Annotated in this window: 13 protein-coding genes; 8 read left to right on the top strand and 5 right to left on the bottom strand. The window is 53.3% G+C overall.

Going from position 1 to position 15073, the window contains the following annotated elements; translation table 11 throughout:
• Nucleotides 1-46 precede the first annotated feature (46 nt).
• Both CSR02_RS09410 and CSR02_RS09405 read left to right on the top strand, forming a co-directional pair.
• Nucleotides 47-1060, top strand: coding sequence for an ABC transporter substrate-binding protein (locus CSR02_RS09410; protein ID WP_099541469.1), 1014 nt, complete (start codon nt 47-49; stop codon nt 1058-1060).
• On the top strand, nt 1057-2427 hold the full coding sequence (locus CSR02_RS09405; RefSeq protein WP_099541468.1) for an amidohydrolase family protein: 1371 nt from the start codon (nt 1057-1059) through the stop codon (nt 2425-2427). Before CSR02_RS09410 ends, CSR02_RS09405 begins: the two co-directional genes overlap by 4 nt.
• A gap of 41 nt (nt 2428-2468) precedes the next feature.
• Here CSR02_RS09405 and CSR02_RS09400 read toward each other — a convergent pair whose 3' ends face one another.
• Both CSR02_RS09400 and CSR02_RS09395 read right to left on the bottom strand, forming a co-directional pair.
• On the bottom strand, nt 2469-3383 hold the full coding sequence (locus CSR02_RS09400) for a ketopantoate reductase family protein (RefSeq protein ID WP_099541467.1): 915 nt from the start codon (nt 3381-3383) through the stop codon (nt 2469-2471).
• A 67-nt stretch (nt 3384-3450) separates the two neighbouring features.
• Nucleotides 3451-3792, bottom strand: a complete 342-nt coding sequence (locus CSR02_RS09395) for a zinc ribbon domain-containing protein YjdM (RefSeq protein ID WP_099541466.1) — start codon at nt 3790-3792, stop codon at nt 3451-3453.
• A 214-nt stretch (nt 3793-4006) separates the two neighbouring features.
• Between CSR02_RS09395 and CSR02_RS09390 the strand changes: the two genes are divergently transcribed.
• The gene (locus tag CSR02_RS09390; RefSeq protein ID WP_042787252.1) at nt 4007-5122 is read left to right on the top strand and encodes an S-(hydroxymethyl)glutathione dehydrogenase/class III alcohol dehydrogenase; all 1116 of its coding nucleotides are present in this window, start codon (nt 4007-4009) and stop codon (nt 5120-5122) included.
• A gap of 15 nt (nt 5123-5137) precedes the next feature.
• Here the strand turns inward: CSR02_RS09390 and treF are convergent, their stop codons facing one another.
• The 3 genes from treF to CSR02_RS09375 form a co-directional block, all read right to left on the bottom strand.
• The gene (gene treF, locus CSR02_RS09385) at nt 5138-7168 is read right to left on the bottom strand and encodes an alpha,alpha-trehalase TreF (RefSeq protein ID WP_099541465.1); all 2031 of its coding nucleotides are present in this window, start codon (nt 7166-7168) and stop codon (nt 5138-5140) included.
• A gap of 65 nt (nt 7169-7233) precedes the next feature.
• A complete protein-coding gene (locus CSR02_RS09380; protein ID WP_099541464.1) occupies nt 7234-9042 on the bottom strand; it encodes an ABC-F family ATP-binding cassette domain-containing protein in 1809 nt (602 codons plus the stop codon).
• Nucleotides 9043-9096: 54 nt separating this feature from the next.
• Nucleotides 9097-9846, bottom strand: coding sequence for a response regulator (locus CSR02_RS09375; RefSeq protein ID WP_099541463.1), 750 nt, complete (start codon nt 9844-9846; stop codon nt 9097-9099).
• Between the two features lie 166 nt (nt 9847-10012).
• On the opposite strand from CSR02_RS09375, the gene CSR02_RS09370 reads away from it, so the two are divergent.
• The 5 genes from CSR02_RS09370 to cydD all read left to right on the top strand — a co-directional run bounded on the left by CSR02_RS09370 (nt 10013) and on the right by cydD (nt 15072).
• The gene (locus tag CSR02_RS09370) at nt 10013-10489 is read left to right on the top strand and encodes a sigma-70 family RNA polymerase sigma factor (RefSeq protein WP_099541462.1); all 477 of its coding nucleotides are present in this window, start codon (nt 10013-10015) and stop codon (nt 10487-10489) included.
• Nucleotides 10490-10596: 107 nt separating this feature from the next.
• Complete coding sequence (locus tag CSR02_RS09365) at nt 10597-11187, top strand: sigma-70 family RNA polymerase sigma factor (protein ID WP_042787257.1); 591 nt, start codon at nt 10597-10599, stop codon at nt 11185-11187.
• 74 nt (nt 11188-11261) lie between these two features.
• On the top strand, nt 11262-11474 hold the full coding sequence (locus tag CSR02_RS17160; RefSeq protein WP_052013527.1) for a NepR family anti-sigma factor: 213 nt from the start codon (nt 11262-11264) through the stop codon (nt 11472-11474).
• A 101-nt stretch (nt 11475-11575) separates the two neighbouring features.
• A complete protein-coding gene (locus CSR02_RS09355; protein WP_099541491.1) occupies nt 11576-13258 on the top strand; it encodes a sensor histidine kinase in 1683 nt (560 codons plus the stop codon).
• A gap of 92 nt (nt 13259-13350) precedes the next feature.
• A complete protein-coding gene (gene cydD, locus CSR02_RS09350) occupies nt 13351-15072 on the top strand; it encodes a thiol reductant ABC exporter subunit CydD (RefSeq protein ID WP_099541461.1) in 1722 nt (573 codons plus the stop codon).
• The last annotated feature ends 1 nt before the right edge of the window (nt 15073 follow it).

Below are 15073 nucleotides of genomic sequence, written 5' to 3'. Positions count from 1 at the left end.
AAGATCCACATTCCGTATGAACATATCGTTATCGAAATAAATATCCATGCCTGTGCAGGAACCCGGAATGTCTCTTACGCGTCGCTCATTGCTTTCAGTTGCCGCGGCATCATCTATTGCTGCTTTTACACCACTTTCTCGCGTGCATGCGGCAACTCCGGTCAAACTGCTGCTTTCATGGTTCGCTCAAGCTGAAGTGGGTGGGTTCTATCAGGCTCTGGCAAAAGGATTTTATGCGCAGGAAGGGCTGGATGTACAAATAGATATGGGCGGCCCACAGGTAAACACCATGCAGATTCTGGCCGCAGGACGAGCAGATTTTGTAACAGGTTACGATTTTCAAACCTTGCGCGGCATACAGGGGGGCATGCCGTTGCTCACCGTCATGTCCTCTTTCCAACATGATCTTCAGGGGTTGATGACGCATGACAACATCACAGACCTGGCCCAGTTACGCAATCATCCCATTCTGATTTCCAGCCCGGCCCATGCCTCTTACTGGGGGTGGCTGTGCAAAAAATTCGGTTACAGCCCAGCGCAGGCAAAACCTTATACCTTTAACTTGCAACCCTTTTTTCTAAACCCGGAAATGGCCGTGCAGGCCTATGCATCATCCGAGCCTTATGAAGCCCAACAGCATAATGTACCGGTACATTTTTTCCCGTTTGCAGATCTGGGCTACCCGCCATATGGCACACCCGTGCTGACAACGCATGAGTTTGCAGACAAAAATGATGCCACCACACAAGCCTTCGTGCATGCCTCTCTGTTAGGGTGGCAGGATTACATGCGTGATCCAGAACCAGGGAACGCCCTGATACGCAAAGCCAACCCTCGGATGACAGAAGGGCAAATTATGTTTGGCCATAACGCCATGGCCAAAGCCAATGTGGTAGAAGGCGGAGATACAAAAACACTGGGTTTGGGCTGCATGACAGAAGCCCGCTGGCAAGCAACGTATCAATTTATGGTAGAGAACGACCTGCTGGATAAAACCGTCAACTGGCAATCTGCCTTTACAAGCAAATTCACTGATCGCGCCAAGGTGATGCCCGCATGAATGATCTGGTCATCCGCAATGCATCGGGCATTCTTACGGGGCTAAAAGGGCCGCAGGAACGACGGGTAGGAGATATACGCATACGGGCAGGGCGTATTGTCAGCATTGGCCATATTCCAGAACAGGCGGGCGATACAGTCCTGGATGCGCAGGGGGGTGTGATTACGCCGGGGTTGGTTTCCACCCACCATCATTTGTTCCAGAGCATGCTCAAGGGAATTCCTTCCGCCATCAATGCTCCGCTTGAAAAATGGCTGCGGCTGGTGCCCAACACATATTGGCGGTATCTGGACGAAGACACGCTACAAACAGCGGCTCAGGTTGGCATGGCGGAGCTTCTGCTCTCTGGCTGCACAACAGTCGTGGACCACCATTATCTGTTTGCGCGCAGTTATCAGTATGATCCAGCCGCCGTTCTTTTTGAAACGGCCGAAAAAATGGGCATGCGGCTGGTTCTGGCCCGTGGCGGTACAACGCGCGCCCGCAAATTTGACACGGATGAAATTGTTCCAGCCCCCACGGAAACGCTGGATGACATGCTCAAACAGGTGAGTGATCTGGTAAGCAGATACCATGATCCGGCACCGGATAGCAGCCGGCGCATTGCCATTGCCCCCAACACCCCCACATGGGGTGTAACACCGGATGAACTGCGCACCTTGGCAGAAGCTGCACGCAGCATGGGCATTGGCCTGCACACGCATCTTTCAGAAACTGAAAATTATGTAAAATACTGCAATGAAATGTACGGCATGAGGCCTGTTCAATTTGTAGGGGAACATGGCTGGCTGGGGCCAGATGTCTGGTTTGCCCATTTGGTGCATTTGGATGCCAGTGAAATAGCCTTGCTGGCACAAACACAAACAGGCATGGCTCATTGCCCGCAAAGTAATGGTCGTCTGGGTTCTGGCATAGCCCCGGCACCCGCTTTGGAACAGGCAGGTGGGCGTGTTTCTCTGGCGGTTGATGGTGCTGCTTCAAACGAGGCCTGCGATATGGGGGCAGAAATGCACATGGCATGGCTTTTGCACCGCTTTGTGCACGGGGCAGATGCCATTCGTTGCGAGGACGTTGTGCGCTGGAGTTCTTACGAGGGTGCGCGTATTCTGGGCCTGCCAGACATAGGCTCTGTGGCTGAAGGCATGGTGGCAGATCTGGTTGTGCATGACATCAATCATCCACGCCACGCAGGATTGGCAGATCCGCTTATTGCCCCGGTGGCTTCAGGCGCGGCTACCGTACGCCATGTGCTTAAAGCAGGCAAACCCGTGGTTTACGAGGGGATGATTAAGGGCCTGAACATGCCAGAACTCATGCAGCATTCACGCCAAGTTGTAAAACGTCTGGCGCAGGCCGTATCTGTGTAAGGAAATTTGCCGCAATATCTATAGATTGAAAAACAGATACTTCAGCAAGATATTGGATGTATTGCAGATAGCAGGGAAAGAACAAGGCTATTGAGTGGCGTTTCAATACCATGTTTTTTCCCCGCTTTTACAACCTGCCCAGTTAACGCACCATATTCCAGCGCGCGCCCAGCCTGACGATCCTGCAACATGGAGGTGATGCTTTCTGCCGATATGGTCTGAAGCCACGCAAGACTATTTTCAATATGCTGCGTTGTCAGCTTTGCGCCTTCAGCCTGCCCAACCTTTACAGCTTCGGCCATTATCTGGCGTGCAGTTTCCAAAATAGCGGGATCTTGCATCACGCCCGTACTACGGCCAGTTAATGCCGTGATCGGGTTGGCGGTAATATTTGCCAGTAATTTCAACCAGAGAGCTGTTGTTATGTCTGCGGTTGTTTGCACCCGCATGTTTCCCTTTTGCAGGCTATCTGCAAAACAGTGCGCTGTTGCGGTATCTGGCAGGCATAAATCATGCTCTCCAATATGTTTCAGCACTACCTTACCGGGGCCAGAACGTTGTGCATTAAAATACACAATAACAGGTAAAATATTGGCCTGTGGTGCAAAACTGGCCACACGCTCTTTTTGCCCAAGCCCGTTTTGCGCAACCAGAAGAGTGGCGCTGGCACGGTTAAACGCTTGCAGCCAATGAGAAACACTCTGGGTTTGATGAGATTTCACAGCCAGAACAACTGTATCGCACTCACCAATCTCAGCCGGTGTCAGAGCATGACGAATACGGTGTGTATGCGTTTTTGCACCTTCTGTTTCTTCTATTTGCGCAAATGGTTGACGCGCGCCACACACCACAACCTGCCATCCCGCTTTTGCAAAAGCTGTGGCAAGGCAAAGCCCAACAGCACCAGCACCTATAAGAGCAACGGTTTTGATGTTTGAGGAAGGCTGCATGGTCATGGATGTCAAAACAAGGTCCGGCAAGTCAGAGGACGCATGTTTGATAATGCGCCCTCTGGTGAAGTAATCAGGATTTTTTCACAAATTCAGATTTCAGATTCATCGCGCCAAAACCGGCAATCTTACAAGCAATGTTGTGGCCATCGCCCGCATCCACCAGCCGAATATTTTTAACCTTGGTGCCGCCTTTAACTGCCTGAGAAGACCCTTTGATTTTCAGATCTTTAATAACCGTTACCGTATCACCATCGGCCAACTGGTTTCCATTGGCGTCCCGCACAACAGAGGTATCCGCTGTTGTGTCTGCATCTGCTGCCGCATCTTCATTCCATTCATGGGCACATTCCGGGCAAACCCATAGGTTTCCATCATGATAGGGATACTCGGACCCACAAGAAGGGCACTTCATTTTCTCATCCTTCAATTTTTCTGCCTGAAATCCTGCATCAACAGGGAAGGGCAGAAGATCTTTTGATAAATACCATTTATCATGGATGAATGTGAAATAAGACCCATTTCATATCCATAGAAAATTGTGATGGGCTAAATCCGAACTCTCAATATCAACCAACAAGCGGATATGGCAGATTATTGCCAGCATTGAAGAACAGGAGAAGATTTTTATGAAATCACGTGCCGCTGTAGCATTCAAACCAAACCAGCCATTGGAAATTGTTGAAATTGATGTTGCACCCCCGCAGGCAGGGGAAGTGCTGGTTAAAATTCTAAACACCGGTGTTTGCCATACAGATGCCTTCACCCTTTCCGGGAATGATCCAGAAGGGCTGTTCCCTGTGGTTCTGGGGCATGAGGGCGCAGGTATTGTTATGGAAGTAGGGGAAGGCGTGACCAGCGTTAAACCCGGAGACCACGTTATTCCGCTTTATACGGCAGAATGCGGAAAATGTGAGTTCTGTACCTCTGGCAAAACCAATTTATGTATTGCCGTGCGCGCAACACAGGGCAAGGGCGTTATGCCCGATGGCACCAGCCGTTTTTCCTACAAAGGCCAACCGCTTTACCATTACATGGGGTGCTCCACGTTTAGTGAATACACCGTGGTTGCAGAGGTTTCTCTGGCCAAAATTAACCCGCAATCCAACCCGGAGCATGTTTGCTTGCTTGGGTGTGGCGTTACCACAGGCATAGGGGCTGTGCATAATACAGCCAAAGTGCAGGAAGGAGATTCCGTAGCCGTTTTTGGTTTGGGTGGTATTGGTCTGGCTGTTATTCAGGGGGCCCGCCAAGCCAAGGCCGGCCGGATTTTTGCTATTGATACCAACCCAGACAAGTTCGAGCTGGCAAAAGCTTTTGGTGCAACAGATTTTATCAACCCCAAGGATTATGAAGCCCCCATTCAACAAGTCATTATTGAAATGACAGGCTGGGGTGTGGACCACAGCTTTGAATGTATTGGCAATGTGGAAGTCATGCGGGCCGCATTGGAATGTGCGCATCGGGGTTGGGGCCAGTCTGTGATTATTGGCGTGGCCGGGGCCGGGCAGGAAATTTCTACCCGCCCATTTCAACTTGTAACCGGGCGCACATGGAAAGGCACCGCATTTGGTGGCGTTAAAGGCCGCACGCAACTTCCCGGCATGGTGGAAGATGCCATGGCCGGTAAAATTGAGCTGGCCCCATTTGTAACCCACACCATGCCGCTGGAAGATATCAACACAGCGTTTGACCTAATGCACGAAGGCAAGTCTATCCGGAGTGTGATTCACTACACCCCGTAATATTTCACCTTCTGCTCACGGGCCATCCTGCTTGGCTGGTTTGTCTGATGATGGCGCACTGTGCGGAGCCTCCTGCGCAGGCGTGTCATCATCATCGTCATCATCATCCTTGTTGAACTGCTCCGTATTGAGGGATGATAAAGGCACGCCACGCAGCGGAGAGCGCTCTTCCACCGGAATATCGGGGCCTTTTGCATCCCACGCATCAATAGGTGGCAGCGGTTCTTGCGAGGGCTGATCAGCCAGCGGGTTGTTATCCAACACCTGCCGCGTATTTTGCGGGTAGCGATTCATAAAGCCAACCAGGGTGCCGTTCGTCCAGCCAAAGCCAATCTGCATGGGGTATTCCCCACCGCCCTTACCACCTGTGGGGCTGATCTCGGTAGCAGAAACATCGTATTTTTCCAGCAGCACACCGCTCCGTTCAAAGGTGCCAATCACGCGCGCCATCCAGCGGCGTGCAATATCGGCGGCAAATTCATGGTGCCCATATTGTTCCAGACCTTTAACAGCCATCCATTCCAATGGGGCCCAACCATTCGGGGCATCCCATTGCTGGCCTGTCGGGTGCTCGGTGGCTGTCAGCCCACCCACATGCAGCAAACGCGTTTTGAGTGTTTCCGCCACTGCATCCGCCTGATGCACACTGGCCTGATGCAAAAACAGGGGAACAGACGTGGCAATGGAGAGAATATCTGTCTGCTGCCCAATGCGCCAATTATAGTCAAAATAGGCACCCTGTTTTTCATTCCATAAAAACCGGTTTATGGCCGATCGCAGGATTTCTGCCTGCTGCGCATAGTAACCTGCCTTTTCCTGGTCGCCATTTAATGCATAGGCGTGGGAGAGTGTCTGATCCAGATGCACAATCAGGCAATTAAGCTCAATGGTCAGCAATGAAGTGGTCTGAATTGTTGTCAGCGTTTTGCCATCTGCCAGCCAGCGGGATGAAAAATCCCATCCGCTTTCAGCCGCCGCGCGCAAATCACGCCAGACCTCACCAGAAGGGCGGCTTGTTTCCTGCGCGGTGGCCATATCCTGCGGCCAGCTTTCATCACGTGGGGCGCTGCGTGTATCCCAATGGCGGAACATAAGTGTGCCATCTGGCAAACGCACAACATGGTGCCGCGCCATACCCGGCGGCAGATTGGCTGCGCCATATGTCCAGTAATCATACTCCTTCTGCAATTCAGGCAGGAAGGATGTATAGGCAATCTGCCCATCATGGCTGGCCAGTAAATCCAGCATCAGGGAAAAAAACGGCAGGCCGGAACGGCTAAGGTAATAGGTTCGGTTACCATTGGGCATATGCCCGTATGTGTTGATGAGCGATGCAATATCGCGCACCATATCGCGCATCAGATCTACATGATCATCCTCATAGAGGCCGATCATGGTGAAGTAACTGTCCCAATAATATATCTCGGCAAACCGCCCACCCGGAACAATATATTTATAGGGCAGGGGCAGCAGAGTAGACCACGGCATGGCCACATCCGGGTCTCGCGTTAGAACATCCCACATGCCGGAGATGTAATCATGCACACTTTCATCTGGCCTGCGGGTATAGGCGGCAGAGCGCAAGGCAGGGATGGTGAAGTGCTGGGTTACAAAATCCTTCAGGTTAAATCCTGGTTTGTCTTTTTCCTGTTTCCATAATGCCACCACATCTGTTGGCGAGCGGTCTGGCACAATATCCGAAACCACTTTTGGATCTGTAAACATGCGTGTTTGATGAATGGCCGCAAAAAGGCCATCAAACGCAATGGAGGGCGGCCGCATATCCTGCTCAACCGGAACAGGAACACTGCCCGTGCTTTTATCTGCAGCAACCACAGGCTTTGGCACCTCCGGCTTAGAGATTACTGGCGTTGGACTGCCTGGAGGTAAAGGTACCAAGCTAAGCAGCGGTTGCGCCCCCTCTGCATCTGCAGCGGCGGGTGTATCCTGCGCGAATGCAATGGGTGCCACGCTCAGAAAGGCAAGCAATGCCAGACTGCCAGCAGGAAGGGTGCGCTTATAAAGAGAACCAGTAAAACAGAGCATGCCAAAACATAGGCATTGCACCCACCCGCCTGCAAGAGCACCGTTCACCGAAAAATGGCGTTGCCTTAGTTGGCCTGTAGGGCTTCTCGCTTCATTTCCAGTTCCAGCCAGCGTTCTTCAGATTCTGCCAGCTTTGTTTCGAGCTTCTGTAAATCAGCCGAAAGTTTTTCAAACTGTGCGGGATTTTTTCCATATAAATCTGGATCTGCCAGTTTTTCACGCAGGGTTGCAGCCTGTGCTTCCAGCTTTTCCATTTCCTTGGGCAGATTATCCAGCGCAAACTGGTCCTTATAACTCAGCTTTTTGGTCGGGCCACGCGCAGCAGTTGTCTCTTTGGGTTTTGTGGGTTCGTTTTCCACCACAACGGCCGTTGTCAGCGGTTTCTGGTGCCGCTGAGCCAGCATGTCACTGTATCCGCCAGCATATTCTATCCAGTTGCCATCTCCCTCCGTCGCCAAGACGGATGTTGCAACCCGATCCAGAAAATCACGATCATGGCTTACAAGCAGCACTGTGCCTTCATAACTGGCGAGCATGTCTTGCAAAATATCCAGTGTTTCCAGATCCAGATCATTGGTGGGTTCATCCAGCACCAGCAGGTTGGAGGGCTTGGCCAATGCGCATGCCAGCATTAACCGCCCTCGCTCTCCGCCAGAAAGGGCACTTACGGGTGTGCGTGCCTGTTCTGGCCGAAACAGAAAGTCTTTCATATACCCCACAACGTGGCGCTTTTCCGTGCCAACCTGCACCATATCGCCTCCGCCTTCTGTCAAGGTATCGGCTAGTGTGCGTTCCGGGTTCAGGGTACGTCGCTGCTGATCCAGCGTGACCATATTAAGGGAAGGACCAAGTGAGATTGTACCACTATCGGGTTGGTCCAGCCCTGTTAGCATCCGCAGCAATGTGGTTTTGCCTGCACCATTGGCCCCTACAATACCAAGCCGGTCTCCACGTAGAATGCGCAGGTCCAAATGGCGAACAACCTGCTTTTCACCCCATGCCTTACTAATATCTTCGGCCACAGCCACCAGCTTGCTGGATGTGGCCGCAGCCTGCGTGTTCAGGGTAAGGGTGCCGGGTGCTCGAATGGCCTCCTTACGGGCTGTGCGCAAATCTGCCAGTTCCCGCACACGGCGTACATTGCGTTTGCGGCGCGCCGTTACGCCATAACGCATCCAGTCTTCTTCCCGCGCGATTTTCCGGTCCAGTTTATGCGCATCACGCTCTTCCTGTTCCAGAACCTCCTCTCGCCAGGCTTCAAACCTTCCAAATCCTTCATCAAGCCTGCGGGTTACACCCCGATCCAGCCACACAACAGAACGTGAAAGGGTGGAAAGCAGCCGCCTATCATGGCTGATAATTACCATGGCGCAGCCAAGGCTCAGCAGTTCACGCTCCAACCATTCAATGGTAGGCATATCCAGATGGTTGGTGGGCTCATCCAGCAGCAGCACATCGGGGGCCGCCGCCAATACACCAGCAATGGCACAACGCCGACCTTCACCGCCTGAAAGATTTTGCGTGCTTTCCCTACCTGTCAAGCCCAGAGCATCCAGCAATGGCGTGGCGCGCCATGCCATATCCGGGTCTCCAATCTGGCCCACAACGTAATCCGCCGTTGTGGCGTAGGCGCTTAAATCCGGCTCTTGCGGCAGATAGCGCAGGGAAGCACCGGGCTGGACAAACACAGACCCCGAATCTGGCTGAATAACACCCGCAGCAATTTTGAGCAGGGTGGACTTTCCCGAACCGTTTCGCCCCACAAGGCAGAGGCGCTCACCACGTCCAACGGCAAAACCGGCGCCATCCAGCAGCGGGTTCCCTCCTAATGTAAGAGTAATGTCCTGAAGATGAAGAAGGGGAGGATGCGCCATGCTGGAAAAAAATAATCCGTTTTGTAGAACTGGAAATGGAGACCGCTTTTTTGCTTATACGGCCTGTGTGCGTGCGCTGCTCACTGCCTGATACGTTGCAACAGCAAGGGTAAGGGGGTCAAACGGCTTGGTAATAACAAAACTGGGCTCCATGGTTTCCCCAGTTAGCAAACGTTCTGGATACGCCGTTACGTATATAACCGGCACACTGAAAGATGAGGTAATTTCCGCCACCGCCTGTATGCCATCCCCACCTGGGCCAAGGTTGATATCTGCCAAAATAAGCCCCGGTTTGGTTTCTTTCGCCAATTTTACCGCGTCAGCCTGCGTGTGGGCAATACCCGCAACCTGATGCCCACATTGCAGCACAAGCTGTTCAATATCCATGGCAATAATGGGTTCATCTTCTATAATCAGCACCGATGTCTGCACATTCTTGTGCAGGCGGCCCTGTGCATCTTCCAGTTCCTGTTCCGCCTGTTTAAGAGGCATACCCATAATACGGGCGGCCATTTCAACAGGCACTTCTTCCAACGTGATCAAAAGGAGAAGTTGGCGTTGCGAGACAGAAAGCCCTGCAACATCATATTCCGCAGCAAACCCTTTACGGGCAAATAGCCCTGAAATTGCCTCATAAAGCTGATAAAGAGGTGTAAAGCCTTCCTTCAGCCGTTGCGCAGAAAGGCCACGCAGGCTTTCGGCCACCAGCAGATCACCTTCTGGTTGGCTGCCTGTCAGCGCCCGCGCGTAACGTCTGCCATAAGGGAGGGCCCGGATCAGGCCGTCACGCAGCGACTCTGACATGGCAAGTCTCCTTCATAATGGGTCATGACAAAAACATGCGAGAACGCGAGGATGCACGCGCACCGGTTTTCCGGAAAGGGGATTTATCCTGAATCGCACTCCACATTCCACCCATGTTGCCACGCGGCGCACGTTTCGCACAGAACTTCTTGCAAGTATCCCTGCATTGCGTGGCTTTGCCCGCTTTTTAGCGCGAGATTCCAGCATTGCTGATGATCTGGTGCAGGATACAATAGTGCGCGCGCTGGACAAGGCAGACAGCTTTACACCCGGCACAAACCTGCGGGCGTGGTGCCTTGCCATTTTGCGCAATCTTTTTCTGGAACAACATCGCCGCCGCAAAAGAGAGCGTATTGCGCTGGAAGATTACGGGCATCAGCCCGCCCCAGCACCCGAATCGTCTTCCTCCACCCAGACCGAAATGCAGGAACTGGAACATTTCCTGTGGCAAATATCTCCATTGCTGCGCGAGGCTCTGGTGCTTGTAGGCGCACAGGAACTGACATACGCCGAAGCCGCAGAAATATGCGGTGTAGAAGTGGGAACAATGAAGGCACGCGTCTCTCGCGCACGCACAGCCCTTAAAAAAGTTATGGCCGCGCAGGATCAGGCAGAGCCCAAAAATGGATCAGGCAGGGCATAAACCCAAAATCTCGCGTTTTCGTGAAGTGGCTCTTGTTTTTGAATGTAACCTTTTCCTTCCGCCGAACATTGAAGGGGTAAGAGATCCACAAGGCGGAGAATATAAAAATGACAGCCTCTTTCCATGATCAGGTTATTGCCATTCTTCCCAAGCTGCGGGTGCAGGCACTGGCACTGACCCGTAACCGTTCTGTGGCAGAAGACCTTGTGCAGGATACGGTGTGCAACGCCCTTTCAGCCCAGGACAGTTTTGTTATGGGCACCAATTTTGCCGCATGGATGCACCGTATCTTGCGCAACCGCTTTATCTCTGACCTCCGCAAAAAGCGCGAAGTTGCGAACATTGATGATACGCCCCAATCCCTGTTGTCTGTCAGCGGACGACATGAGGACAGGCTGGCCCTAAAAGAGCTTGATGCAGCGCTTGCACGGCTGCCAGACGACCAGCGGGAAGCTTTGGTCTTGGGGGTTCTGGAGGGGATGAGTTATCAAGAACTGGCGGATATTGCCGGATGCGCTGTGGGTACAGCAAAAAGCCGGGTCTTTCGGGCACGCCGACAGCTGGAAATCTGGCTGATAGGGGAAGAAGACGACGTTTCTGGCAAAACTGGCACAGAGTCTGCCAGCAGGATGTCTTCTACCCGACGGAAAACCCGCACGGCCCGGAATACAACGCGCACCGCACAGCAGACGGCGTAACCGCAATGGCGTACGATACTGATGTCAGGGATGCAAAGCCTGCAGAGTCGTGCAAACACAGCACCCAACTGGCCATGCCCACATGGATGGTATGGCAGAAACCGGAGTTCAGGATGGGAAAAAGCAGAGACACGACCCCCTCCCGAAAGCCGAAAAAAAAGCGGGATAAAGCTTTTGACCTGTGGCTGAAACGCGGCCTACATCAGATGTTTGATAATGTTGTGAATGAACCCATACCTGAAGAACTGTTAAAGCTTATTCAGGAAGACCGTGAAAAACAGGATTAGGCACTTTGCATATCAGTGGGCGAGGGGAAGGCCCTGCAAGCCGGGTAGTGGCCTCCCTTCTGTCTGGCCTGGGGCGTATTTTCAGCACCACCAGCGCACGGATGCGGCTGTTGATCTGCCTTTCGGCCGTTCCTGTTATTGCCATTGGCGCTGTACTGGCACTGCATAATTATCGTGAGGTTACCCTTGGCAGCGCACAACGTGCTGGCAATGCCATTATGCGGCTGGACCTGCAATTTCGCCATGATACAGACAGGCTGCGTAGTGCCCTTGAAACCATAGGCCATATGGATCTGACACCGGATCAGATCGTTCACGCCCTTCGGTTGATGGAAACCATAAGTGGTCAGCGTTACTGCTTTCTTTCCGTCATGGATGATGAAGGCAAGCCCATTCAGTCTGTTTCGCCACAAGGGCGGGATTGTGCGGAGGTCGGGGCGCTTGCCATGCCCTCAGATGTGCATTCCACATTGCTGGAAGCCGTGCAAACCAGTGGCGGACCGGGGGAAGGTGGCGCTTTTTTACGTATTACAGTGCCAGCAGGCTTTCTTGCCCTACCTGAAGCCCATGGATACCTGATGGGTATTCTCCAGATATCGCGGCAAAGAGCCTATCTGGGCAGTGCTTCCGGTTGGCAGGTTTTTGCCGAAGATGACAACCCCATACAAGCCTGGTTGCTCATGCATAATGGCCAATTGCTGCCAGTGTGCTCGGATTGCGGGTGGCAATCTCCCCCACCATCCATTGTGCATGATCTCAAGAACGCGCTGGAAAATAGCGAGCGCAGCATTATTACGCTGCCAACCGGCCTTGGGGGCTACGCCCTGGGGGCAATAGCGGGGGGAGCGGATATTCTGGTTTCCACCCAGCGTACCTCCATGGAATCTGATGCCCTGCACACCATGATCCTGCAAATTGTCGGGCTATTGTTGCTGCTGGTTATTGGTTTGGTGGCCGTAACACTGGCAGCCAATATTGTGCTGATAGGCCCTTTGCGCCGACTGACATATTCTGTGCAGAAATGGCAGATGGAAGGCATTTTTGATGCTCGCATTACCCGCTCCATGCCCCTTGAGCTCCAGCGGTTGGGGCAGGCCTTTACCCGCGCCACCCGCCGCCTTTCCCGCCATGAGGCACGGCTGAAAAAAGCCATGGCGCATCAGGAACTCCTGATGAAGGAAGTGCATCACCGGGTTAAAAACAACCTTCAGATTGTGGCCTCATTACTCAATCTTCAGGCCAATCAGATTGAGCACCCGGAGGTCCGAGCGGAATTTGCGCTTGCGCGGGATAGAATTCGCGCACTGGCAACGCTGCACCGCACACTCTATGCAGAAGATGCCCTGAATAGTCTGAACATGTCTGTTTTTCTGCAGGAGCTATGTGAGCAGACACTCCATATTGCCGGAGAATCTGAATCGGGGCGCATTACGCTGGATGTGGTTTCGGACAGTTTTTGGATGGATCCAGATCAGGCCGTGCCGCTCGCTCTTGTTGTTACGGAAATTATAACAAACTCTATCAAATATGCATTCCCCAATGGGCAAAAGGGTACCATATACGTGGGCCTGCACCGTAAAAACGGGCTTCTTACTCTTCAGGTAGGAGACAATGGTGTCGGCTGCATGTGGGAAGAACCTCCAGCGCATCAAGGTATTGGGCTGAAACTGATTCATGCCTTTGCGCGCCAGCTTAAGGCAAAACTCACGTATAAAGGGGAAGGTGGCGTGCAATATACGCTTGTTATGCGTTTGCCTGAAAACCCGCCAGATACCAGAAAATAAGGCAAAAAATGGACGCTATGCCCAGATTGCAGCAGGGGCTGGCTTTCTAAACTGTTTGCGTCTTGCGTCTGTCGGTATAAACGCCTTGTGTTATGAGCAACGAGAAAGCAGCAATCCGCAACTGGACACGGACACAATCGCGTCTGGGGCGTCAGGCAGCGCGATCAGTGGTTGGAGCCGGGCTGCTCTCCAGTCTTGTCGGCATAGGGCAGGTCTGGTGTGTGGCCGTGGTGCTAGGGCATGCCCTGGTTAACTGGAAAATGGCAGATGCCACGGGCTCCATGCCTGTATGGCCGTTTCTGGCTTTTCCTGTTCTGGCCATTTTACGCGCTTTGGTTATGGTTCAGGCCGATACAGGTGCTGCACGCGCCGGTATTGCCGCACGCCGCCGCTTACGTGGTGAGGTTCTGGCCTCTGTCCTTACAGGTGGGCCGGCACTTTTACGCCGCGTGCATAGTGGTGTGCTCGCGTCCACCATTGTGGATCGGGTGGAAGCGCTGGACGGCTTTTTTGGCCGCTGGATACCGGCTTCCATTCTGTGGATTGCAGCACCAGTTGCCATTCTTATTCCCGTGGCCTTTGTGCAACCGCATGCGGCACTGGTTCTGGGGTTATGCGGCATAGCCGTACCTTTTGGGCAGGCGCTGTTTGGCATTGGGGCGGCCGTGGCCTCCCGCAATCAGTTTTTGGCTATGACACGCCTACAGGCGCGTTTTCTGGACCGGGTTAAAGGCATTGCCACCATTGTTCTGGCAGGGCGTGCGGAAGATGAAACCCGCAAACTGGGTGATGCAGCGGAAGAACTGCGCCAGCGCACCATGAAGGTGCTGCGGGTGGCCTTTCTGTCTTCCGCTTCCATCGACTGCGCCATGGTTGTTGCTTTGATTGCTATTGCCATTATGGATGGCCGGCAGGCTCTGGCCCTACAGGCGGAGGGGAGTGCCCCTGCATTGGTGCATGCCGTTACAGCGGGGCTGTTTGTTCTGCTGGCTGTGCCCGAGTTTTTTGCGCCCCTGCGTGGCTTGGCTCTTGCTTATCAGGATAGGGCACACGCCCAAGGGGCCGCCACGGCTGTTCTGGAACTGCCTGAAGCTCAGGAACGCCCTGCGCCGGAGGGTGCACGCACCGTTAACGCCAATGGTGTGATGGTCTCCTTTGATGATGTCAGCTTTTCATGGGATCCGGCCCGCGGTCTGGCGCTGGACCATGTTAGCTTTACCGTGCCTGCAGGTGAAACCTTGATTTTGGCAGGGGCTTCAGGCTCCGGCAAATCCACCATCATGGAATTGCTGCTGGGCTTTATTCAGCCCGATACAGGGCGCGTTCTGTTTAACGGTGCACCGCTGGATAGCATTGTGCCCGATGCACTGGCACGCATGGTCTCATGGATCGGGCAAAAGCCTGTTCTGTTTGCCGGCACGTTGCGTGAAAATATTCTGTTTGCAAAACCCGATGCCAGCGATGCAGAACTTCAGGCAGCCCTGAAATCTGCCGCTGTGGACCAGTTTCTACCCAGTCTGCCCGAAGGGCTGGAAACCCGGATTGGGGAAGGCGGGTTTGGTCTTTCCGGCGGGCAGGCGCAGCGTATTGCCATTGCCCGCGCTTATCTGAAAAATGCCCCGGTTCTGCTGCTGGATGAACCCACAGCGCATCTGGACCCGGCAACAGAAAAAAGCGTGTTTGAAAGCCTGCAACGCTTAGCCGTGGGCCGCACCGTTATTCTGGCCACCCATTCTGCCGCCGTGCATATGTTTAAAGGCCGCCGCATAGATTTGGCCGGTGGCCGCGTTATCAGCCGACAGGGAGCAGCCTGAG

The organism is Acetobacter pomorum (assembly GCF_002738225.1).
Taxonomy (GTDB): domain Bacteria; phylum Pseudomonadota; class Alphaproteobacteria; order Acetobacterales; family Acetobacteraceae; genus Acetobacter; species Acetobacter pomorum.
This window is presented reverse-complemented; position numbering and strand designations above follow the sequence as displayed.

Coding starts and splice junctions, on each gene's coding strand:
- CSR02_RS09395 (WP_099541466.1), bottom strand. CDS start 3,792: ATGAAGTGCCCTTCTTGTGGGTCCGAGTATCCCTATCATGATGGAAAC.
- CSR02_RS09405 (WP_099541468.1), top strand. CDS start 1,057: ATGAATGATCTGGTCATCCGCAATGCATCGGGCATTCTTACGGGGCTA.
- CSR02_RS09380 (WP_099541464.1), bottom strand. CDS start 9,042: ATGGCGCATCCTCCCCTTCTTCATCTTCAGGACATTACTCTTACATTA.
- CSR02_RS09390 (WP_042787252.1), top strand. CDS start 4,007: ATGAAATCACGTGCCGCTGTAGCATTCAAACCAAACCAGCCATTGGAA.
- CSR02_RS09400 (WP_099541467.1), bottom strand. CDS start 3,383: ATGACCATGCAGCCTTCCTCAAACATCAAAACCGTTGCTCTTATAGGT.
- CSR02_RS17160 (WP_052013527.1), top strand. CDS start 11,262: ATGCCCACATGGATGGTATGGCAGAAACCGGAGTTCAGGATGGGAAAA.
- CSR02_RS09355 (WP_099541491.1), top strand. CDS start 11,576: ATGCGGCTGTTGATCTGCCTTTCGGCCGTTCCTGTTATTGCCATTGGC.
- CSR02_RS09375 (WP_099541463.1), bottom strand. CDS start 9,846: ATGTCAGAGTCGCTGCGTGACGGCCTGATCCGGGCCCTCCCTTATGGC.
- CSR02_RS09410 (WP_099541469.1), top strand. CDS start 47: ATGCCTGTGCAGGAACCCGGAATGTCTCTTACGCGTCGCTCATTGCTT.
- CSR02_RS09365 (WP_042787257.1), top strand. CDS start 10,597: ATGACAGCCTCTTTCCATGATCAGGTTATTGCCATTCTTCCCAAGCTG.
- cydD (WP_099541461.1), top strand. CDS start 13,351: ATGAGCAACGAGAAAGCAGCAATCCGCAACTGGACACGGACACAATCG.
- treF (WP_099541465.1), bottom strand. CDS start 7,168: ATGCTCTGTTTTACTGGTTCTCTTTATAAGCGCACCCTTCCTGCTGGC.